The 23043-nt window shown below is 39.8% G+C and carries 19 protein-coding genes; 6 read left to right on the top strand and 13 right to left on the bottom strand.

From position 1 onward, the window contains the following. Positions 1-325: 325 nt before the first annotated feature. Entirely contained in the window at positions 326-496 is a 171-nt protein-coding gene (locus ACFFHF_RS08900) for a hypothetical protein (protein ID WP_340902528.1), read from the bottom strand. Between the two features lie 87 nt (positions 497-583). On the opposite strand from ACFFHF_RS08900, the gene ACFFHF_RS08905 reads away from it, so the two are divergent. Next, on the top strand, positions 584-1396 hold the full coding sequence (locus ACFFHF_RS08905) for a cobalamin-binding protein (protein ID WP_340902526.1): 813 nt from the start codon (positions 584-586) through the stop codon (positions 1394-1396). A 46-nt stretch (positions 1397-1442) separates the two neighbouring features. On the opposite strand, the gene ACFFHF_RS08910 is transcribed toward ACFFHF_RS08905, so the two are convergent. The 5 genes from ACFFHF_RS08910 to ACFFHF_RS08930 form a co-directional block, all read right to left on the bottom strand. Further along, entirely contained in the window at positions 1443-2624 is a 1182-nt protein-coding gene (locus ACFFHF_RS08910; RefSeq protein ID WP_340902524.1) for a NupC/NupG family nucleoside CNT transporter, read from the bottom strand. 195 nt (positions 2625-2819) lie between these two features. Next, complete coding sequence (locus ACFFHF_RS08915; RefSeq protein ID WP_340902521.1) at positions 2820-4283, bottom strand: protein adenylyltransferase SelO; 1464 nt, start codon at positions 4281-4283, stop codon at positions 2820-2822. A 147-nt stretch (positions 4284-4430) separates the two neighbouring features. After that, positions 4431-5609 carry a M20 family metallopeptidase gene (locus ACFFHF_RS08920; protein WP_340902520.1) on the bottom strand — a complete coding sequence of 393 codons (1179 nt, stop codon included), beginning with the start codon at positions 5607-5609 and terminating at the stop codon, positions 4431-4433. Further along, the gene (locus ACFFHF_RS08925) at positions 5609-6835 is read right to left on the bottom strand and encodes a Zn-dependent hydrolase (RefSeq protein WP_340902518.1); all 1227 of its coding nucleotides are present in this window, start codon (positions 6833-6835) and stop codon (positions 5609-5611) included. The genes ACFFHF_RS08920 and ACFFHF_RS08925 overlap by 1 nt, the downstream gene beginning before the upstream one ends. A gap of 22 nt (positions 6836-6857) precedes the next feature. Next, positions 6858-8063 (bottom strand): hypothetical protein, encoded by a 1206-nt coding sequence (locus tag ACFFHF_RS08930; RefSeq protein ID WP_340902516.1) that lies wholly within the window; start codon positions 8061-8063, stop codon positions 6858-6860. Between the two features lie 264 nt (positions 8064-8327). On the opposite strand from ACFFHF_RS08930, the gene ACFFHF_RS08935 reads away from it, so the two are divergent. Continuing rightward, the gene (locus tag ACFFHF_RS08935; RefSeq protein WP_340902513.1) at positions 8328-9047 is read left to right on the top strand and encodes a peptidoglycan recognition protein family protein; all 720 of its coding nucleotides are present in this window, start codon (positions 8328-8330) and stop codon (positions 9045-9047) included. 44 nt (positions 9048-9091) lie between these two features. Here ACFFHF_RS08935 and eutH read toward each other — a convergent pair whose 3' ends face one another. From eutH to ACFFHF_RS08970, 7 genes are all read right to left on the bottom strand, one after another. Beyond that, a complete protein-coding gene (gene eutH / locus ACFFHF_RS08940) occupies positions 9092-10357 on the bottom strand; it encodes an ethanolamine utilization protein EutH (protein WP_160547325.1) in 1266 nt (421 codons plus the stop codon). 30 nt (positions 10358-10387) lie between these two features. After that, positions 10388-11089 (bottom strand): ethanolamine ammonia-lyase subunit EutC, encoded by a 702-nt coding sequence (gene eutC / locus ACFFHF_RS08945; RefSeq protein ID WP_340902511.1) that lies wholly within the window; start codon positions 11087-11089, stop codon positions 10388-10390. Between the two features lie 17 nt (positions 11090-11106). Then, positions 11107-12477, bottom strand: a complete 1371-nt coding sequence (locus ACFFHF_RS08950; RefSeq protein ID WP_340902510.1) for an ethanolamine ammonia-lyase subunit EutB — start codon at positions 12475-12477, stop codon at positions 11107-11109. 16 nt (positions 12478-12493) lie between these two features. Beyond that, entirely contained in the window at positions 12494-13930 is a 1437-nt protein-coding gene (locus ACFFHF_RS08955; protein WP_340902509.1) for an ethanolamine ammonia-lyase reactivating factor EutA, read from the bottom strand. Between the two features lie 97 nt (positions 13931-14027). Next, positions 14028-14600, bottom strand: coding sequence for an ANTAR domain-containing response regulator (locus ACFFHF_RS08960; RefSeq protein WP_340902508.1), 573 nt, complete (start codon positions 14598-14600; stop codon positions 14028-14030). Continuing rightward, entirely contained in the window at positions 14597-15682 is a 1086-nt protein-coding gene (locus ACFFHF_RS08965) for a GAF domain-containing sensor histidine kinase (RefSeq protein WP_377057904.1), read from the bottom strand. Before ACFFHF_RS08965 ends, ACFFHF_RS08960 begins: the two co-directional genes overlap by 4 nt. 175 nt (positions 15683-15857) lie before the next feature. Then, positions 15858-17477: a choice-of-anchor I family protein gene (locus ACFFHF_RS08970; RefSeq protein ID WP_377057905.1), complete on the bottom strand. Its 1620-nt coding sequence runs from the start codon at positions 17475-17477 to the stop codon at positions 15858-15860. 208 nt (positions 17478-17685) lie between these two features. On the opposite strand from ACFFHF_RS08970, the gene ACFFHF_RS08975 reads away from it, so the two are divergent. The 4 genes from ACFFHF_RS08975 (at position 17686) to ACFFHF_RS08990 (ending at position 23041) form a co-directional block, all read left to right on the top strand. Next, complete coding sequence (locus ACFFHF_RS08975) at positions 17686-18594, top strand: nuclease-related domain-containing protein (protein WP_340902504.1); 909 nt, start codon at positions 17686-17688, stop codon at positions 18592-18594. A gap of 815 nt (positions 18595-19409) precedes the next feature. Next, positions 19410-20141 carry an FCD domain-containing protein gene (locus tag ACFFHF_RS08980; protein ID WP_160547318.1) on the top strand — a complete coding sequence of 244 codons (732 nt, stop codon included), beginning with the start codon at positions 19410-19412 and terminating at the stop codon, positions 20139-20141. Then, positions 20134-21672 carry a gluconokinase gene (gntK, locus tag ACFFHF_RS08985; protein ID WP_340902500.1) on the top strand — a complete coding sequence of 513 codons (1539 nt, stop codon included), beginning with the start codon at positions 20134-20136 and terminating at the stop codon, positions 21670-21672. Before ACFFHF_RS08980 ends, gntK begins: the two co-directional genes overlap by 8 nt. Positions 21673-21694: 22 nt before the next feature. Next, positions 21695-23041: a GntP family permease gene (locus ACFFHF_RS08990; RefSeq protein WP_340902498.1), complete on the top strand. Its 1347-nt coding sequence runs from the start codon at positions 21695-21697 to the stop codon at positions 23039-23041. Positions 23042-23043 lie beyond the last annotated feature (2 nt).

The following is a 23043-nucleotide window of genomic DNA, read 5'->3' on the forward strand; positions in this document are numbered from 1 at the left end:
TCAAAGGCGTATTCGGACTCTGTATCCTCTCACAATACCGGGGCTGTCCGAATCATTCGCTCATTCGGACTCTGAATCCACTCACAATACCGGGGCTGTCCGAATCATTCGCTCATTCGGACTCTGAACCCACTCACAATACCGGGGCTGTCCGAATCATTCGCTCATTCGGACTCTGTATCCACTCACAATACCAGGGCTGTCCGAATCATTCGCTCATTCGGACTCTGAACCCACTCACAATACCGGGACTGTCCGAATCATTCGCTCATTCGGACTCTGTTACCTATGGCCGAGCCGTTTCTGTCCAAATCACAAATTCTCTTTATTCATTCTTCCCCATCAGCTTCTTCACTACTTCTTTCGGGTCCCAACAGTTAAATTGATAGGTTGGTTTCGTATCAAATCCTAGTCGGGAGCATCGGTAAGTCACTTTCCCATTCTCTTTTTTTACTTCATAATTCACACATGAGGCACAGCAATGGAAATTCTTCACATATTTTTCCTCCTAATCAAGGATTCTTTTATTATAATATTAAGTGTAATTACAGTAGAATCCTAGAGAAAGGAGCGTGTTTTTCCGTTGAAACTCATTTCTATTTGTCCAAGCAACACCGAAATTGTGGCTTATTTAGGATTAACTTCTTCACTAATTGGAGTTGATGATTATTCTGACTGGCCCGAGGAGATTAAAGAGTTACCGAGATTAGGGCCGGATCTTCATATAAATATGGATAAGGTCGAAGAATTACAGCCTGATCTAGTATTAGCCTCCCTCACTGTTCCTGGAATGGAACGTAATATTGAAGAGTTAGAGAAACGCAACATCCCTTATGTAATCGTTCCTAATCCAACAACTCTACAAGAGGTAGCTGATTCTTTATTATTTGTTGGAAAAGCTACAAATTCCATTGAAATAGCAACCAAAGCTTATGAGATGTTCATTTCAAAAATTAGAGACTACAAGGCTCTAAGCAAGAAGGTTGAAATTCCTAAAACGATCTACTGGGAGTGGTGGGCGAAACCAGTATTTACCCCAGGGGCAAGCAATTGGCTAACCGAAATCAGTCAGCTTGCTGGTGGACACAATATTTTTGCTGACCGCGAGGAAGCGAGTGTTCAAACCGATTGGGAAGATGTACGTAGAAGAAACCCTGATGTCATCTCAGTTGTTTGGGTCGGGGTACAAAAAGAGAAAGTGAACCTTAAGGTTATCCTCAAACGCCCTGAATGGGATCAGATGGATGCCTTTAAAAATCAGCAACTATATATACTGGATGAGCCATTGTTTTGCAGACCTTCCCCGAGGTTACTACTAGGCTTGGCGAAAATTGCTTCCCTTCTACATCCAGACATTTATCCTGTTTACAATGAGAACAATGAACTAATAGGATAATAAAAGACCATTGTCTAAAAACAGACAATGGTCTCACAAAAACTAACTATAGAAACAATCCAACCGTGGTTCCGGTTAAGATCGAAGCTAATGTTGCCGCGAGTAACATTTTTAGTCCAAACTTAGCCACAACTCCCGCTTTTTCGCCATTAATCGCTTGAATGGAACCAGAGATAATTCCAATCGAACTAAAGTTAGCAAACGAAACGAGGAAGGTTGATACAATTCCCACCGTACGTTCACTCAAGTCCGGAATCAATGGTTGGAATTCGAGCATGGCAACGAACTCATTTGTAGCAAGTTTTATTCCCATGATAGAGCCTGAAGTCAAAATTTCACTAGCTGGAATTCCCATCATGAAGGCAACCGGTGCAAACACATAACCTAAGATTTCAGTTAGAGAAATGCCGATTAATCCTGCGAATGCCGCATTAATTAAAGCCATTAGACCAACATAGGCCACTAACATCGCCGCAACAATTAACGCAACTCTTCCACCATCTATTGCACCCACACTGATCGCTTCAAAAATCGATTTTGATTGGGAAACTTCTTTTAAATTAATTTCTTCATCTTCTCCTGAGCGAATAGGCGCTACAATGGTGGCAATAATTAAAGCCGAAAAAGCATTTAAAATCATGGCTACTAAGACAAACTGTGCTGGGATCATGCTCATGTAAGCCCCCATAATACTTGCACTTACACTTGCCATGGCACTCGTAGATACGATGAACAATTTATTATCGTTCATTTTATCTAAATGGGCTTTAATCGCCAATAATGATTCACTTTGACCAAAGAAAATAGAGTTGACGGAGTTAAACGTCACTACCTTTGATAAGCCGGTAATTTTTGAAATAGCCCCACCTATGTATTTGATTGCTAATGGTAAAATCTTGATATGCGTTAGAATCGATAATAGGGTCGATGTAAAGATAATCAACATCAAAACATTAATAAAAAATACAGATGTATCTTTAGGAACTAATCCGCCTGTGACAAAGTTAATCCCTTCATATCCATAAGTTAATACTTGCGTGACGAAATTGGATACTACTTCCACAATCTTTAAGCCGACAACCGTCTTAAACATGACAATGGTAATGGTAAGCTGAAGGGCAAACATAATGACAATCGCTCGAAAGTTAACCCCCTTCTTATCATTTGATAAAAGGTAGGCCAATCCGAGGGTAAGGATAATGCCTAAAATGCCGATAATGATACTCATACTGTTCTCTCCTTAGATGCATGTACAAAGTTACTTTCTACTATTATGCCTACTTTAAACAATAACTTTTCCATTTTATCTAATTAAGTTTTGCTTTTCTAGTGTCCTACGTGTATTTATAATTTTCCCAAAAATAAAACAATGCTACTCAGGTGGCATTATTAATCATGCAACTCAGGTAGCATTGCTCTTTTTTTATGTTCCACAATAGGTTCGATAAGGTAGCCCAGTTGATTCTGGCAGTTGACAGTATTCTTCTTGCACTGAGGTATAATCGTATGGATTGGATAGTGCTTGAAGTAATTTATCCATGACACTAAAGTCCTCTTGCTGGGCAGCATCCAAGGCTTCTTCCACTCGATGATTTCTAGGGATGATGGAAGGGTTGCTTTTTCTCATTAATTCTAATGTATCTTCTTTTGATTGTTCCTGCCTGCCGAATCTCTCCTGCCATCTCTTATACCAGTCGTTGAACTCTGTTGTTCCTTGAAGGACCGATTCTTCATGCGCTTCACGTGTTAATGCTCTAAAAGTATTGGTATAATCGGCTTTATATTGATTCATCACGCTTAGAAGATCATTTATCAGCGTTTCATCCTGCTCTTCTGCATTAAATATCCCAAGTTTTGCTCTCATTCCTTCGAGCCAATACCCGCGAGAGAGCTCCGGATATTCGGATATGGCCTCTTGAGCTATTTTTACAGCTTCTTCATCGTTGTCATGAAGCAGATCCAATAATGTTTCAGCAAACCTAGCTAAGTTCCAACCTCCAATTCCAGGTTGGTTTCCATAAGCGTACCGCCCCTGCGCATCAATGGAGCTGAAAACAGTTTCCGGATCATAGTTGTCCATAAATGCACAAGGACCGTAGTCAATCGTTTCCCCACTGATCGTCATATTGTCTGTATTCATTACACCATGAATAAATCCAACAAGCTGCCACTGGGAAATCAATTTTGCTTGCTGGTTAATGACCGCTTTTAAAAAGGAAAAATATTTATCCTCCTGATCAGCAATTTCCGGATAATGTCGGTTAATGGTGTAATCAGCTAACGCTCGAGTATCTTCAACTGAGCCCCATTTCGCCGCATACTGGAAAGTACCCACACGGATATGACTGGAAGCCACACGGGTCAAAATGGCACCAGGTAAGTTGGTTTCCCGAATAACCGGTTGTCCTGTTGATACCACTGCTAAGCTACGGGTTGTAGGTATCCCGAGGGCATACATTGCCTCACTAATAATATACTCCCTGAGCATAGGACCCAATGCCGCACGACCATCTCCCCCTCGCGAGTATGGTGTCCTCCCTGGACCCTTTAGCTGAATATCATATCGCTCACCAGAAGGGGTGATATGTTCACCGAGCAAAATAGCCCTTCCGTCTCCTAGCATCGTAAAATGACCAAATTGATGGCCCGCATACGCCTGAGCGATCGGTGAGGCACCTGCAGGAATGCCATTTCCAGCGAAAGTTTGAGCTGCATCCTTAGATTGCAAAGCCTCTAAATCTAATCCAAGCGACACCGCCAATGATTCATTAAGCTTAACTATCTCAGGTGACCGTACTGGTGTTGGATTGGTACTTGAATAAAACGTCTCTGGAAGTCTGGTATAGCTGTTATCGAAGTTCCATCCTAATTCATTTGTTATTGTCATCGTAATTTTCACTTCTTTCAGCTTTTATATAGTTTTCATTCTTAAAATCGACTCATGTTTTTTCCCTTTTTAGAGTCCAACGTTGCTTCATTAATTATACCTTTTCATACAAAAAGAGCTAAGCACATTGCTTAGCTCAAAATTTGATTAAGACTGTTTCAAATAGCTCCATGCATACTGTGCATACAATTCAGCTCCTGTTACAAGGGCATCTTCATCAATATTGAACCGCCCATGATGATGGGCCCATTCGGTATCCTTGTCAGAATTCCCACTTCCAACTAGCGCAAAGCTTCCAGGGGCATGTTCGAGGTACATGCTAAAATCCTCCCCGCCCATCGTAGGTTCCTCATGGTAGATCACCTGCTCCCCAAAAGCTTCCCTCGCTACCTGCTGTACGAGCCTAGCAGAAGTTTCTTCATTTGTTACAGCATCTGTACCTCGAATATATTCCACTGCAGCAGTTGCTCCATATAAAGAAGCAATCTGTTCAGCATAATGCTCAATTTGAGCGTGGATATGTTCTCTTGTTTGAGGATTGAAGCATCGAACGGTTCCTTCAATTCGTGCATTTTCAGCGATAACATTAAATCTTGTGCCCACGTCCATCTTCCCGACTGTCAGAACGGCCGGTCTTAGAGGATCAATGGTACGTGAGACAACCGACTGAACATTCATAACAAAAGATGAAGCTACAATGGCTGCATCGACACATTGATGTGGCATGGCCCCGTGACCACCTTTCCCCTTAAAAATTACTCTAAAAATATCTGCTGAAGCAAAGGATGGACCAGGGGTACAGGATATTTTATGAGTTGGCATTTGCGACCAAATATGAATACCAAAAACATTGTCAACCCCATCCATTGCTCCTTGCTTTATTAATGCTTTTGCCCCTTCCGCAATCTCTTCAGCCGGTTGAAAAATAAGACGAACCTTTCCCGACAGCTCTTGGCTTATTTCCACTAAAGCTTTAGCCGCAATTAGAAGCATTGCCGTGTGAGCATCATGACCACAAGCATGCATTTTCCCTTTTACACTAGAAACATAAGGTAAATCCTTATTAAGTTCCTCTACCGGTAAAGCATCCATATCTGCCCGTAAAGCCACTGTTTTTCCAGGCTTTCCACCTTCAATCGTTGCAATGACTCCAGTGGGTTCTGTTCTCCGGTACGACACTCCCATATTATCTAAATATGCGCATATAAATGCTGTGGTTTTTTCTTCTTCCCATGGCAGTTCAGGTTCCTGATGAAACCTTCTTCTAATTTCTATCAGTTCTTCTTGATTGTTTTGAATAAATTCCTTTAAGTAAGAGTGGATCATCATTGAGCCTCCGTCAGTTTTTTCGCAACCTCGTAAAAAATATGAACAGCTTTTTCGATGTCCTTTGAATCTGACCACTCTTCTGGACAATGACTCAAACCAGCCTTACTAGGAATAAAGAGCATACCGACATTGGTAAAATCAGATAATACCATCGCATCATGGCCTGCTCCACTGTTAATTGAACAATAAGGAATGTCTAATTTACTACTCTTCCCTTTTAAAAGTGAAACAATTTCTTGATTCATCGCCTTAGGTTTCATATATAGGAGATCTTCCACCGATATGTGTATTCCGTCACCTTGATAAGAGGAGACCAGTTCCTTCACTTTTTCGACCACACTTACTACTTGTTCTTCCTTACCTGAACGAATATCAACCGAGAATACCACCTTATCCGGGATGACGTTCGCTCCGTTCGGGAATACATTTAGACGGCCTGTTGTCGTCACCGTTCCATTTCCTTCCTCTTTTGCGAGTTCAGGTAATTGAGCAATAATCTTTGCTGCAACAACAAGCGCATCCGCGCGTCGGTCCATTGGTGTAGTTCCTGCATGACCGGCTTGTCCTTTGACCGTTACCTCTAAATGAGTGAGTCCGACGATAGATTCAACAATACCAATTGGAATCTTTTTTTCTTCTAGGATAGGACCTTGTTCAATATGCAATTCAAGAAATGCTTTCATTGTTCTTGGATTTCTTTTCTTTGGCAAGGTCGGATCCAATCCAATCTTTTTCATCGCATCCACCGTGGAAATACCGTTTGAATCCTTTAGCTGGAAAAAGTCTTCTTCACTTAGCAAACCAGTAATTCCTCTTGAACCCAAAAGTCCGCCGCCAAACCTTGACCCTTCCTCTTCGACTAAAGCAACCACTTCAAGCGGGTATTTTGGTTTTAATTTATTTTTTACAAATAGAGCTGCCACTTCAAGTCCAGCTACCACTCCAGCTGGACCATCATACGAACCACCATTAGGTACTGAGTCGAAATGAGAACCTACTAGCACACTAGGTCCTTCTAACTCACCCTCAAGTTTGCCAAAAATATTACCAAACCCATCTTCAGTAACCTCTAAACCGAGTTCTTTCATTTGTAATTTAATATAGTCCCTTGCTTTTAAATCCTCTTGGCTATACGTAAGCCGAGTCGTGCCAAACCCAGGTGTTGCCGTATATTCACTTAACACATCAATATGCTTTTCAATTCTACTTTTAACTTCTACCATTCTATTCTCTTCCGTCCTTTCCCTATAAAAGTCCAACGAAAATCCCGGCTAATACGACTGATACAATTGTAACGGTAATAAATCCTCCAACAAGCATCGGTGGAAGCATGTGACTAGTAAGCATTTCTCTTTCTTTTTCATTTTCTGTTAAAGACTTAATTACTTCGTTTGTAATTATATAGTCTGCTGGGAATCCATATAAAGCTGTTAAAGAAACTGCAAAAGCCATGTTCTTGCTAACTTTTAAAAGCTTTCCAGCAATGAATGAGAAAATGTACATTCCAATCAAAGCTAAACCAATCGTTCCAACAAGTGGCCAAATAATTTCTAGCATCATACTTGGGGTGGCCTGTTTTAACCCGTCAAATATAAACAACATAAGCGCCATAATCGCAAAGCCAAATCCGTTTGCTTTTTGTAATGCTTGCGTTTCAAGGAATCCGATACTTTTAGCAATAACCCCAAACAATAAGCAAAGAACAAATGGACTTACACTAACTACAGAAGCTAATAATGTGGAGACAAGATAAGCCAAGTATGAAACAACTGCTAATCTAAATAGTTTAAAGAAATCCGTATTGTATTTCTCAGGCATATGTTTAAAAAGTTTAAGCTCTTGAGCAGGGGCAGTTGCCGTTGCTGCGGTTTCCTCCTTCGCTAGTGTTTGATCGATCGAAGAAAGTTGACCATTTCGGTACTGTTCGAGAAGTTTTTTCCCTTCTTTTTTCAATACAATTGATGTAATTGGATATCCAGCAAATCCCTGCATAACGTAGATAACAATTGCAAAAACAGATAATGATGCTAAACCGGCTTCCTTTGCTCCTTCAGACATGATCAACGCCGACACAACTCCACCTACCAATGGAGGAATAGCAACAACAATCGTTTCATATCCAAAAATAAATGTACCTACTGCAAATAGTAGAGCAACAATTCCTAAAATTCCTGATAAAGCAATAACTATCGTTTTCCATTGAGCTTTCAGTTCTTTTATTGAAAGCAACGTACCCATATTCGTAATTAACAAATACATCATCATTACAGCTACAACGGACGGCACACCTGCCAAAGCAACTATGTCCTGCGGAAAGAATGTCCAATACCCAATTAAAAATAGAACTGCACAGACAAATACGGAAGGCACCCATGCCTTTGTTCGAACCGCAACAAGATCTCCAATAAATAAAATAAGTACTAAAATAACTAAAGCTAACATTTGGGACACGGCAGTTCCCTCCTTTTTTCTTTTTATATTTCGATAAACGAAAATTATTTACCTAATAATAGTATAATTATACTTTTCAGTCAATTTAAATTATTTAAAATTTTAATAAAACCGCTCTCATTCTGGTTTTGTCAATATATACCTTATAAGACATTTGTGCATCAAATTATATTAAAAAACCTCTCTTCTTATTTCAAAGGGGTTAATTAAGTCAAAACTAATTAAACTATGTACGTATTTATTTAGGCAACAGAAAGGAAAAGGATGATGAAAAAAGTTCTATTTTTAATATTCAACATGATTTTAATTGGAATGTTTTTCACTTTTCAACTGGCACTAGCCACTGAAAAAGTGGAAGAAGCAAGCACTCCCCTTCAAAAGCAAGGCCAACATATTCTGATGACCAGGGAACAATTCAAGGATTGGTTATTAAATAGTCAAGTTCATCGGAAAATTAGTCTTATTCAGCAGCATCATACTTGGGCTCCAGCTTATAATCGATTCAATGGTTCCAATCATTTTCGTTTACTTCAAGGCATGGAAAATTATCATAAAAATCAAATGCACTGGAAGACCATCGCACAAAATATCACAACTTTCCCTGATGGAAAAATTGCTGTATCTCGCCCATTTGATATGGCTCCTGAAGGTTCGATTGGGGCAAAAGCTAATTCCGTAGGCATCGCCATCGAAAATGTAGGTAATTTTGATAAAGGACAAGATGTCATGACTGCTGAACAAAAAGAAACCATTGTGTACATTACCGCCTTGCTTTGCCTAAAATTTAACCTCACCCCATCAGTAGATACCATCACCTACCATCACTGGTGGAATTACAAAACCAAACAAAGGGTGCTAGATAATTCCAAAAGCTATGAAGTGAAACCTTGTCCTGGAACGAATTTTTTCGGAGGAAATACGACCACTGCTGCTAAAACGTATTTTTATCCTTTAGTGTCACGAAAAATGGCCGAGCTAAAATAAATAGAAAAAGTAGGTTGGTGAATACCACCAACCTACTAGTTATCTTAGGATACGGCTTGTTCCTTTATTTCTACATCTTGTTCTCTATACTCATGTTTTCCGATAATTCCTGCTTCCCGATCCTTCTTTTCTAATTCCAAAGCTTTCGGTACCGATAACCAGTACGCTAATCCAATGCTAATTACACCTGCACTTAGCTTCCCTATAATGATCGGGAGAATTAATGTTGGTTGGAAATTGGCAGTGAATGAAAGGTGATCTCCCAGTAAAAACGCTGCACATACAGCAAACGATATATTGATGACTTTGTCCTTTGGTGACATCGTACGAACTAGCTTGAACATCGCTAAAATATTGGCAATGGTCGCAACCAATCCCGCACTTCCTTCTTTACTTAGCCCAATCTTTCTTCCCATTGCTTCCAACTGTTTCCCTGCATATTTTTGTAATAAATAAACCATCGGAAACGCTCCAGCTAACATAATACCAATATAACCTGCCGTCTCAAGTGCACGAAACTGGTCATCTGCATCGGCCATAATGGGATGGAACCCCCATGAACCAAACAACTTTGAGAAAAGACCGGTAAAGATTTCTACAATCGAGAACACTAACACCAGTTTAATTCCTGCATCCATGATTTTTCCAAACCACATAAATCCTTTAATCATTACATCTGGTAAAAAGTATAGTCCAGCAGCTAATACTAAAACAAAAATAATAAGTGGGGATAAGTTCGCAAATATTTTTAAGTAACTAATCGTAAATTCATAGCTAGAATCAGTTGATGTTGAAATTACGTCTCTTATTTTAGAATTTGTTACAACGACTAACACACTTGATATAAATGCACCTATCGGAATAGTTAAAATCCCAGACATCACACCTAACGCCATATATTTATGATCACGTTTATCTAACATAGCTAAGCCCATTGGAATTGAGAATACAATGGTAGCGCCTGCCATAAATCCAACGATCATGGCCATAATCCAGCCTTCATAAGAAGTGGCCAACTCTTGTGCTAATTGATATCCTCCCATGTCAGTCGCAAGAATCGCAGTGGCGGCTATTGCTGGGTCTGCTCCTATTGTTGCAAAGAATGGACCACATACCTTGTTAATAAACCAAGAAAGGTATGGTATAGAAGCCATAATACCAGCTGCTGGGACAAAAATATGTCCAACTGCATGTAAGCCTTCCATAAATTGTTGCCCTAATCCTTGCTCACTGTTTTTAATCGCGGCAAAGGCTCCTAATATTGCACATGCCATAATAATATAAATAACAATTTCACCAACCATGACCATTCTTTTTTCCCCCTTATGGATGTTTTTTAGTTACACAACTAGACTGACTCCACTCGCTTTTTGCTCGAGCATTTTATTGACCAAGGTTCCGATATGAGCAGCCGCTTCAATCGGTGGTGTCCCATTTCGATGGATATTGGAAATCACCATTCTTTCTGACTCCTTCATTCCTTTTCGTGGTCGATAGCACATATATGCGCTAAGTGAATGGGCGCATACAAGGCCTGGTCTTTCTCCTATTAATAAAATAAAGGCTTCCGGTTTTAGAATTTCTCCTATGGCATCCATACAAGCAACCCTCCCCCCTTTTACAAAAAACGGGGTTCCCACATCGATTTGATAGAAAGAAAGAGAATCCAATAGTGCTGGATACACATCTAGTACATTCTCATTGATCGCACTAGCACTTAAACCATCAGAGATCACGATCTGCACTTGAGGATTACGGATACATCTTTCGCGAATAAGCTGTTCCCCTTCTACTGATAAGATCCTACCTTTATCAGGCCTTTTTAAATACTGTTCCTTTGTTTCATAGCGTGTTTCTACTGTAAAGAGATTAAATTCTTCTAATAACTGGGAGGAAACCTCTCCATACACGGCATCAACAGCAGCCGCATGATCAATTCGAAACGATAAAAAGTCCTTGGTTAACGGCCTTGTTCCGGTTCGGCCTACTCCGATACGAGCAGGGGTAAATTTCTTTAAAGCTTCCAGCTGAAGTTTTTCCATTTCTGTTCACCTCATTTTTAAACGTTTTGTAAGAAGAAGGTCGGATCTCCCGCTAATTTGGTTAGCCTCCCATTTTCCATTAGTCCAAGTCTCTCAAGCCATCCCTTAAATGCTGGAGCTGGTTCTAAGCGTAAAACGCTTCGCAATGTCGCAATATCGTGATAGCTTAAGGACTGGTAATTAAGCATGCAATCATCAGCCATTGGAACACCAATGACAAAGTTCACACCAGCCGTTCCTAATAAGGTGCTTAATGTATCCATATCATTTTGGTCTGCATTCATATGGTTCGTATAGCAGACGTCTACCCCCATTGGAAGACCGTGCATTTTTCCCATAAAATGATCCTCTAACCCTGCACGTATCACCTGTTTGCTGTCATATAAATACTCGGGGCCAATGAACCCAACCACTGTATTCACAATAAAAGGGTTGAACTTTCTTGCTAGGCCGTAGCACCTTGCTTCTAATGTGACCTGGTCTATATCAAAGTGAGCATCAGACGAAAGTTCTGAGCCTTGCCCCGATTCAAAATACCAGCGGTTCGGACCCGTTGCTGTTCCTATTTCATTAATCATGGTGGTGGCCTCTTCTAGCATGGAGAGCGATATTCCAAAAGACTCATTTCCTGCTTGAGTACCTGCCAGACTTTGAAAAATTAAATCTGCCGGAGCTCCTTTTTCGATCGCACGCATTTGACTAGTAACATGGGATAAAACACAGTTTTGGGTCGGAATCTGAAATTGATCAATCACTTTCTTTGTTTCATGTAATAAAGCAGAGATATTTTCCGTGGTATCAATAACAGGATTAATTCCAATCACCGCATCACCAATCCCAAAGCTTAAAGCCTCATATAAGGATGCTGTCATCCCCTTTAAGTGATCGGATGGATGATTCGGCTGTGCTCTTGAAGCAAGAACACCTTGTTGGCCAATTTTTGTTTGACAATGTGTAATAATCTTTATTTTTGATGCCGCTTGAACCAAATCTAGATTAGACATGATTTTTGCTACTGCAGCAATCATTTCACTAGTTAACCCGCTGCCCAATGTGAGCAAATCCTTGCCTGTGTGCTCATCACTCAAAATATATTCTCGTAAATCAGCTACGGTCCAATTCTTAACCAACTGATAAACTTCTTCATTCACATTGTTTTCAATGAGCTGTGAGACATCATCGGTGTCAGGATCTAATAAGGGTGTATTCCGAATATCAGAGAGGAGAATATCAGCTAGCACGAGCTTGGCAGCCATTCTTTCCTTCATATTTTCAGCACTAATCCCCGCTAAATCATCCCCTGAGCGGCTCTCATTTGCTTTTGCCATGATTTCTTTTAAGCTATGAAACTCATAGGTGAGTCCATATAAAGTGGTTTTTCTATACATGCTAGGTTCCTCCTCGTTATCCAAAAGCTAGAGTTTTCACTGATAGAGAGATCGCTTCCCCCGCTATGCGTAATCCCAAATCAATATAATCTCCGTGTAGAAAATCTACCTGATCGATACAAATAATTTGCATTCCTTCATGACTCGTCTTCTTTAACGATTGACCGAGCGCCTTTCCTATATCCCTTTCACAAATGACGACAAGGCAAGTAGCATTCGGGAAATGGTGATGGTAGAGTTGATAAATGGTATTGGTCATAGACTTCATCGTTTGATAAGAGCAGTACTCTCTTCCTAATAAACCTAGAGCTAATGGTGGATCCTGCACTTCATAAAGCTTTCTCGCTTGTTTCATTACATCATCTAGCTGGTTGGAAAAAGCTACGGTATTGAAGTCTAGTGTGTCTACCATGACTCGTACGATTGGAAGATTTTTAAGGGGTAACAGGTCTTCATGAACATAGATCGTCGCCCCACTTAATTCCGTATTTTGCATACCTGCTCCAATGACAGTTGCTCTTGTCGTTTCCTTCGCCTCAGTTATGTTTAATCCCGACACCTTGCTTTCCTTCCATAGTGTGGAAGCAAGTAACGGACCGATATCACCAAACGTTGTCACCTCACTCATCTGAACGGGCTCTTTCTCAGCCATCATATGTCCAACCCCACCGGAAAAAATCACCTCATTTATTGGCGGGAGTGGTTGATTCATTGGTTCAAGAAGCAACAAACCTGCATGATATTTTGGCTCACCAGAGAGAAAGGAAATCAAGCTTTGATTCATACGTGTACAAATATTCTTCAGCTCATTAAATGTAATGCCTCCACCTGTTTGAGTGGAAAAGTGGTTCGCTTCCAGCCAGGGCCTTAGGTATTCCGAAATGTACTCGACTTCCTCTTGGTCATTGATTCGGATTAGTCTTCCGCCTAGATGAAAGGTGAAGGTTTGAAGTGTTCGACCAGCTTCAAACAGAACAACATTGGCCGTTCCTCCCCCTATATCCACATTGGCAACAATTCCTTCAATTTCTTCTGAACGCTCCTTTGCACCAGAACCCTTTCCAGCTAATATGCCTTCTAGGTCTGCCCCTGCTGTGGCAACGACAAAATCCCCCGCTCGGTCAGCTAAATAGTTAATAATTTTTTCCGCATTTTCTTTTCTCGCGGTTTCACCTGTAATAATGACGGCCCCCGCTTTAACATCCTTAAAATGAATACCAGATTGCTCATATTCCTTTGAAAGAATGGTCGCCAAACTTGGCATATCAATATCTTGATTGGATGTTAAGGGGGTTGTGTAGATGGAACTTTCATACACAACTGTACGGTCAATAATTTGAGAGGTTGGCAAATGAAAAGGACTACCTTGTTCCGCAATTGATAGATGACTTACAATAAATTTTGTGGTGCTGGTTCCAATATCTAGTCCGATACTTGTGATCCAATTTCCCAACTTCTCCACCCCCCTGAAAAATAAAAAGCGCCTTAAATCAATTCCCCTCCAATAAAAAGATGGTGAAATTAATTCAAAGCGCCGTTGCTTTGGATGTTTATTTACTTTTCTCTAGCATGCTCTCAGCTAATTTAGCTAACGGAATATGTTTTTCCATGCTCTCTTTTTGCATATGGCGATAAGCTTGCTCCTCGGTACATTCTAATTGTGCCATTAAACTACCTTTCGCCTTTTCAATCAGTTTTCGATCCTTCATTTGTTGCTCTAATTTCCCGATCTTGTTATGTAAGCGAAGGCTTTGTTGTCGCTGAAACAGAGCAATTTCAACAGCAGGGATAAGGTCTTTTTCTGTGATTGGTTTGACGATATAGGCATTTATGCCAACCTCTTTCGCCTGATCAATAAGCTCATCATGACTAAAGGCTGTGAGAAGAAGAATGGAGGTATTTGAGAATCCTTTTATAATAGACGAAGCCTTGATTCCATCCATTTTCGGCATTTTCACATCCATTATTATGAGGTCTGGTTCCAAAGCATATGCTTTCTCTACCGCCTCTTCCCCATTTTTTGCTTCTCCAACCACCACGTACCCTTTGCATTGAAGAATTTCTTTAATATCGATCCTCGTAATGGGTTCATCATCAACTACAAGTATTTTTTCTTGAATCATTTTATCACCCTATCTATGATTGGAAACATAATCGACACTTTTGTCCCTCGAGTTGAAGGAAAGAAAGATATCACTCCCTCTAACTCCTCTTCAACTAGCATTCTTACCAACTGTAATCCCAAGGAGGATGAAGGTTGATCATCGGACTGTTCTGCCATCCCCGAACCATCATCAGATACAATGATATAGACCATTTGCTTTCTACTATTAATGGAAATGTCTATTTTTCCATTTTCACGAGAATGGAAAGCATGTTTTAACCCATTCTGGATCAATTCATTAACAACAAGCGCAAGAGACGTAGCCTTGTCTGATGGTAAAAATAATGTTTCTCCCTGAACAGAAACTTGAATATCCTGTCCTGGAATAGATGATGAAGAGACTAGTAGTGTCGCAATTTGCCCCATTACAAATTTGACATCTACTTCATCTAAGCCATCCTTTGCTAAATAATTGTGAACAAGCGCCATACTTGCAATTCGCGAAAGACTATCTTCAAAAACTTCCCTTACCTCTTGTGAAGGAGATCTTCTCATTTGTAGTCGTAGTAGACTTGAGATAACCTGTAAGTTATTTTTTACACGATGGTGAATTTCTTGCACGACAAGAGACTGCACCAACCTTTGCTTTTCTTGACTATTAGTTGTTTCCATTAGGGACTTTACTTTTCGTTCATTTCGGATGATTTCTGAAATGTCCCGCTCTTTTATTAAAACAGCTATCGTCATTCCATCACTATCTGTAATAGGGACAATATCCTGCTGCATGACGATGTTTTCCTGAGATATTCCCCTTGAACCAATGACCGGTTTCCCATTTTTCAAACTAAATAGGACTCCTGGTTCCGCTTCTTCTACTGCCACCTGTCCTACCACGCTTTTCTTATATAATGAGGTTGCAGTATTCGGATTGGCTTCAGCCACCACAATGGCTTCTTTCCCCCCGGGTAATAAACAGTCGATAAATACATCTGCTTGAGAAATATCAGCTATTACTTGAAGATTAGTAGACATGTTTTTGATTATCGCAAGATGTTCATACGTTAGATTTGTTACCTGATCTAAGGTGAGACTCATTACCATGTCAGTTGTAATCCTCTCTTTATATGGTCATTTTCTATAGAAACAACAATATCACCCTTTTCTCAGACGACCAACAATTCTGTAAGAAAATCTAACAGATATTATTCTGATAAGTTTCATTATTCTTACAAAATAAAACAGAAACCTTACAAGAAGGTCTCTGTTTTTAGTAAACTTATCTTCCATTGATTTCAAAAACCCTTACATTACCAGATACTTCGTTCGCCACGAGCATTAATGGCTTCCCAGTTGGGCTATTCTTTGCTTCTACCAAGCAGAGCCCTTCTGGTGCGAGATCACCACTTGATGATACATCTGTACCTGAGAAATCTCTTAAGTTCACATAGTCATGAAACTTTACCTTTTGCACATTTGTGACATCATACATCATGATGCCGCCCGTTCTTTCTAATCCGATAAAGGCGAATGTTTTGCCATTTACCTTCATCACTTTTATATCTTCTGGCTCTGGCCCTTTTTTGCCACTACGAGAATCTAGTTCTGTTTTATTATTGGACGAATTAAAGGCTTCAGGATAAAGCTCACCTGTTATTCTTTCAAAATCACTTCCACTATCATAGACTTGCTCCATCGTGTCTGCATCCCAAATGGAAAAAGAACGGCTACCATAAATATACGTTTTATCAGCCTCAAGTCCGTCTCTTTCCGTATTCAATATGGTATCGATTTTAAAAGAGGTGCCAGGGAATGTATAAGACCCTGTATCCTCATACTCCCCCCATTCTCTTCCATCGCCTTCGTTTGCCGTAAAGAGATACCGCTTGCCACCGATTTTTTGCGAGTCAATTCCATCAGGCATGTAGGTGCCATATAAATTTTGGGTGGTGAGGTTAACTTGGCCATCCTTTAATGCATCAAGAGCGTTTTCTTCTACATTATGATCCTTAAACCCAAGCCCTTTCACACTTATAATCTCTTGAGTTTTTAAATCGATGGTCGCTACCGAATTAGCTTCCTGAAGAGATACATATGCGTAACGACTGTTATCAGAAACAGATATGTACTCAGGCTCTAAGTCAACAGAAGGGGCCGCATCAGGCTTCAATAATACCCCATTTTCCACAAGCGTAGCTCTTGCCTCTTGGGAGTCAAACTTGTCAAAACCAATTGTTTGAGCTGTTGCTTTGTTTACACCCTTTTTTATATCAATAATGGTAATGGAACCTTTTGGATCCATTACTCCTGCTGCCGAGTACCCTTCCCGCGGCTCCCCTTCATTGGCAGACAATAAGTATTTAAAGTCATGAGAAAAAGTAACCATGTCTGGCTGTACGCCCGCTTCGAAATGTTTTATGTACTTTCCGTCATAATTCAATATGACAATACTTCCATTATCCTGGTACGTCACCCCTTGTACAGCGATCGCGATTATTTTTTCGCTTGTATTGATATCAATACTAGTTATATCACCGCTCGTAAATCCATGTGCCTGTCCCATCGCAGCAATATCAAGGCGAGTATCGATCTTGAATTCTGTTTTATTGTTGGATGTCATATTCGCTATGCTAACGATATCTACTGATTGTGCTGCACCGTTTACGAGATACATTTTTTGATTGTCTTTGTTGTATTTTACGATTTCGGCAATTCCACCATCTTTGTTGCTCATTCCGGTCTGGTAGTTTCCGATATAGCTCAGCTTCCCGTTGATACTTTCTGTGTGAAGTATTGGTGTCTCATTTTTTGCCAGCACAGGTGTACCACTTAACTGTAGTGTTCCTGCTAATACCCCACCTACCATTGCCAACCCAAGAATTGCTTTTGACTTTAACATATACTTACCTCCCAAATATAGGATTTGTTTTGGTTGAATCACTTATGTAGGATAAATTCGCATTCATAATTGTCGCAAATCTAAGCACCAACAAAAACCGGGTTGGGGTAAAAATTTGGTTAATGTTCTGTAAATGTTCAAATCTATTAAAGGGAGGATTTAAAATTTTTTATAGAATAGGATTAGAAATGAAGAAAGGAAGTTGATTATGTTTCTGAAATGTCGAACCGAATCAGATGAGTTACTTACTTTACGATCATTAAACACACGTATGGAGTTAACAGAGAAGGCAAAGTTTCATTATTCTATTCTTGAAAAGGGATTTGCGGGAGAGATGAAATTTGACCAACTAATAAAAAATCTCCAAGAAGAAAGGTATGTATTAAGTGACCTGCTGCTTGAAATCAATAACTCCTATTTTCAAATTGACTCAGTTATTATTACCCAGGCATCTATTTACCTGTTGGATATAAAAAATTTTCAAGGCGATTATTACCTAGAATCGGACAAGCTTTACTCAGTAACTTCTAAACGGGAATATAAAAATCCTGTAATTCAGTTAAAAAGAAGTTCTACTCTCTTCCGCCAATTGCTTCAATTCCTCAAACTAAACTACCTTATTGAATCCTCTGTGATCTTTATTAACCCTGAGTTCACCTTGTATCAAGCCCCAATGGATCAGCCTCTTATTTTACCCACTCAAGTTGATCGCTTTTTAAAAGATTTAAATCGAACTCCATCAAAGTTAAATGATGGACATAAGCATCTGGCTCAAAAATTACTCTCACTTCATCAACCGAAAAACCCATTCACCACTTTACCAAAATATGACTACAATCAATTACAAAAAGGAATATATTGTAAAACTTGTTTCTCTTTTTTCTTATCCGTCAAACACCAAGATTATGTATGTGAAAAGTGTGGAGAACTAGAAAAAATTAATCTAGGTGTTTTAAGGAACGTGCAAGAATATAAACTTCTATTTCCTGAACAAAAAATTACGACTCAAGCCATTTATGATTGGTGCAAAGTTGATTTAAGTAAGAAAACCATTTCAAGGATATTAATAAAGAATTATAGCTCTTGTGGAAAAACTAAAGATACTTATTATCTATGAAAAATCAATATTGAGTCCTAAATCTAGGCTTATTCGGACACAGTTCTGCCCTGCTGACTGTTCCTGTCCGAATGAGCCCTTCTTTCGGACTCTGTTTTCCCTCAATTACCTGTTCCTGTCCGTATCAACTTCTCATTCGGACTCTCCTCTCCTTCTATTACCTGTTCCTGGCCGTATCAACTCCTCATTCGGACTCTGCTCTCCTTCAATTACCTGTTCCTGGCCGTATCAACTTCTCATTCGGACTCTCCTCTCCTTCTATCACCTGTTCCTGTCCGAATCAACTCTTCATTCGGACTGTGCTCTGGTTCTATCACCTGTTCCTGTCCGAATCAACTCTTCATTCGGACTGTGCTCTACTTCTATCACCTGTTCCTGTCCAAATCAACTCTTCATTCAGACTGTGCTCTACTTCTATCACCTGTTCCTGTCCGAATGAGCCCTTCATTCGGACTCTGCTCTACTTCTATCACCTGTTCTCGTCCGAATCACCTCCTCATTCGGACTCTGTTCATCTTCTATTACCTGTTCTTGTCCAAATCACCTCTTCATTCGGACTCTGTTCTCCTTCTATCACCTGTTCTTGTCCGAATCACCTCCTCATTCAGACACCCTTTCAGTTCAGACCTCCTACCTGGCAATCTCATATTCTCTTGATCCTAAAAATAAATCTTTGTTTTCCCTGTCCCCAAGGTATAACCACCTAAGTTGATATTTATTCCAGTTATTCTTTTTGTAAAAGCGCTTGCAAAATTAAATGATAGAGTTTATTATACTTGTATACAAGTATACTTGATTAACAGGAAGGTGTAGAAATGACCACATCTAACAAATTTTTATATCCATCAAAATGGCTCTCCAAGGCTTCAGCTGGCGATCGCGTGACATGCGAGCTTAGAATGCGAATTATTTCTGGTTTGATTGAAAGCGGTGCCATTATTTCCGAAAATAAATTAGCTGCAGATTTTGCTGTGAGTCGTTCACCTGTTCGTGAAGCATTAAAAGTACTTGCATCAGAAAACATCATCCGACTAGAACGAATGGGTGCTGTTGTCATTGGATTAACTGAAAAAGAAATCGAAGAAATATATGATGTTCGTTTACTTATTGAAACGTTCGTGTTTGAACGATTAGTAAAAATGGATGTGACTGAATTAGTAAAGGAACTTAGCAAGATCCTCGAAATGATGAAAGTCGCGATTAAGTATCAAGATGCAGATGAGTTCTCTTATCAGGATCTCCTATTCCATGAAACCATTATTCGTTCCATCAACCATTCGTACATGCTAATGATATGGAACAATTTAAGACCCGTCATGGAAAGCCTCATTCTTTTATCGATGAGAGCGCGTTTCCAGGAAAAATACGAAGACTTTGATCGAATTATAAAAAACCATGAATTATATATTGAAGCCATTCAAACGAAGGAAAGAACCCTCATGGTTCAATCGTTACATCAAAATTTTGATGATGTTCAAGGAAAAGTAGATGATCTCTGGATGTCACAACAAATGCTTTCTAAAGGAGTAGAGAAGGAAAATGACTAGCTATATGTTAGGTGTAGACATAGGAACAACCAGTACGAAAGCTGTTCTTTTTACTGAAAAAGGTGAAGTAATTCAAACAGAGAATTTTGGCTACCCTCTCTACACACCCAATATTTCAACAGCAGAACAAGATCCAGAAGAAATTTTCCAAGCAGTTTTGAAAGCCATTTCAAACATCACAAAGAAAAACCCACAAAAAAATATATCGTTTGTTTCATTCAGCAGTGCGATGCATAGCGTGATTGCTATCGATTCAAATGACCAGCCTCTTACGGCATGTATCACATGGGCGGATAATCGAAGTGAAGCATGGACGCATAAGATTAAAACCGAACTGAATGGTCATGAAGTGTATAAACGCACAGGAACACCTCTTCATCCGATGTCACCATTAAGTAAAATGGCTTGGATCACGAATGATCGCGCTGAAATTGCTACAAAAGCAAAGAAATACATCGGGATAAAAGAATATGTTTTCAAAAAGCTATTTGACCAGTATGTGGTTGATTATTCCCTCGCCTCTGCCATGGGCATGATGAATCTTCAGACCCTGGATTGGGATGAGGAGGCTTTATCGATTGCAGGTGTAACGAGAGATCAACTGTCACAATTGGTCCCAACCACACAAGTTTTCAGCGACATTCATCCTGACTTTGCAAAGCAAATGGGGCTAGATACCAAAACTCCTTTTGTCATAGGGGCCAGTGATGGGGTACTTTCCAATCTTGGAGTGAATGCCATTCGCAAAGGTGAAATCGCTGTCACGATTGGTACAAGTGGTGCCATTCGAACGATTATTGAGAAGCCACAGACCGACGAAAAAGGACGAATTTTCTGCTACGCACTAACAGAAAATCACTGGGTTATTGGTGGGCCAGTAAATAATGGTGGAATGATTCTTCGCTGGATTCGTGATGAATTTGCTTCTTCAGAAATTGAAACAGCCAAAAGACTAGGAATTGATCCATACGAAGTATTAACGAAGATTGCGGAACGCGTCAGACCAGGTGCTGACGGCTTGCTTTTCCATCCTTACCTAGCAGGTGAGCGGGCACCACTTTGGAATCCAGATGTTCGTGGATCCTTCTTTGGCTTAACACTCTCACATAAAAAGGAGCATATGATTCGTGCAGCTCTAGAGGGCGTCATCTACAACTTATACACGGTTTTTCTAGCTCTAATGGAATGTATGGAGGGTCCTGTTACTCGTATTCAAGCAACGGGAGGATTTGCTAGATCAAATGTATGGCGTCAAATGATGTCTGATATTTTCGAATCTGAATTAGTCGTTCCAGAAAGCTATGAAAGTTCATGCTTAGGAGCCTGTATTTTAGGCTTACTTGCAACAGGAAAAATTGAGTCATTTGAAATTGCTTCTGAAATGATTGGCAGCACTTACAAACACACACCGAATGAAGAGGCGGTAAAAGAATATAGACAGCTATTGCCGATTTTCATTAACTTATCAAGAGTGCTGGAAAATGAATATAAACAAATTGCCAATTATCAAAGAGGCTTAATACAAAAATAAATTATTTTAGGGGGAAACTACGATGCCATTAGTTATCGTCGGAGTAGGAATTATTGCATTACTTATTTTGATCATGGGGTTAAAATTAAACACATTTATTTCATTAATCATCGTTTCATTCGGGGTTGCTTTAGCACTTGGTATGCCATTAGATGAAATCGTTACGACCATTGAGGCAGGTTTAGGTGGTACGCTCGGTCACTTAGCATTAATCTTTGGACTCGGTGCGATGTTAGGTAAATTGATTGCAGACTCTGGTGGCGCACAACGAATTGCGATGACCCTAGTAAACAAATTTGGTGAGAAAAATATTCAATGGGCTGTTGTAGCCGCTTCATTCATTATCGGTGTCGCTTTATTCTTTGAAGTAGGATTAGTTTTATTAATTCCGATTGTATTTGCGATTTCAAGACAATTAAAGATCTCTATTCTGTATCTTGGTATTCCAATGACAGCTGCTTTATCAGTAACACACGGGTTCTTACCTCCACATCCAGGACCAACCGTTATTGCTGGTGAGTATGGGGCAAATATTGGTGAAGTGTTACTTTATGGTTTCATTATTGCTATTCCAACCGTTATCTTAGCTGGACCAGTATTCACTAAGATTGCAAAGAAGTTAGTTCCAGCCTCATTTACAAAAACAGGTAATATTGCTTCATTAGGAGAACAAAAAACATTTAAGCTTGAGGACACACCTGGTTTTGGTATTAGTGTATTTACCGCTTTACTTCCAGTAATTTTAATGTCAATTGCTACAATTATCACTTTGCTTCAAAAAACAATGGGCTTTGAGGATAATAGTTTCCTAGCAATGATCCGCTTTATCGGTAATGCAGGTACTTCGATGTTAATTTCCTTATTATTTGCCGTGTATACCATGGGATTAGCTAGAAAAATCCCAATCAAAAACGTGATGGATTCTTGTACAACTGCTATCTCACACATCGGAATGATGCTATTAATCATTGGTGGAGGCGGTGCCTTCAAGCAAGTATTAATCAACGGTGGCGTAGGTGACTATGTAGCTGAATTGTTCAAGGGAACTTCTTTATCACCGATTTTACTAGCATGGATCATCGCAGCGATTCTACGTATCTCATTAGGATCTGCTACTGTAGCCGCACTAACAACAGCTGGATTAGTCATTCCAATGCTTGGTCAAACGGATGTAAACCTTGCATTAGTCGTACTAGCAACTGGTGCTGGTAGCTTAATTGCTTCTCACGTAAACGATGCGGGCTTCTGGATGTTTAAAGAGTATTTTGGTTTAAGTATGAAAGAAACATTTGCTACATGGACATTGCTAGAAACGATTATTTCTGTAGCTGGATTAGGATTTATTTTATTACTAAGCTTGTTTGTTTAAAA

This window comes from Robertmurraya beringensis, assembly GCF_042433785.1.
GTDB classification, from domain to species: domain Bacteria; phylum Bacillota; class Bacilli; order Bacillales; family Cytobacillaceae; genus Robertmurraya_A; species Robertmurraya_A beringensis.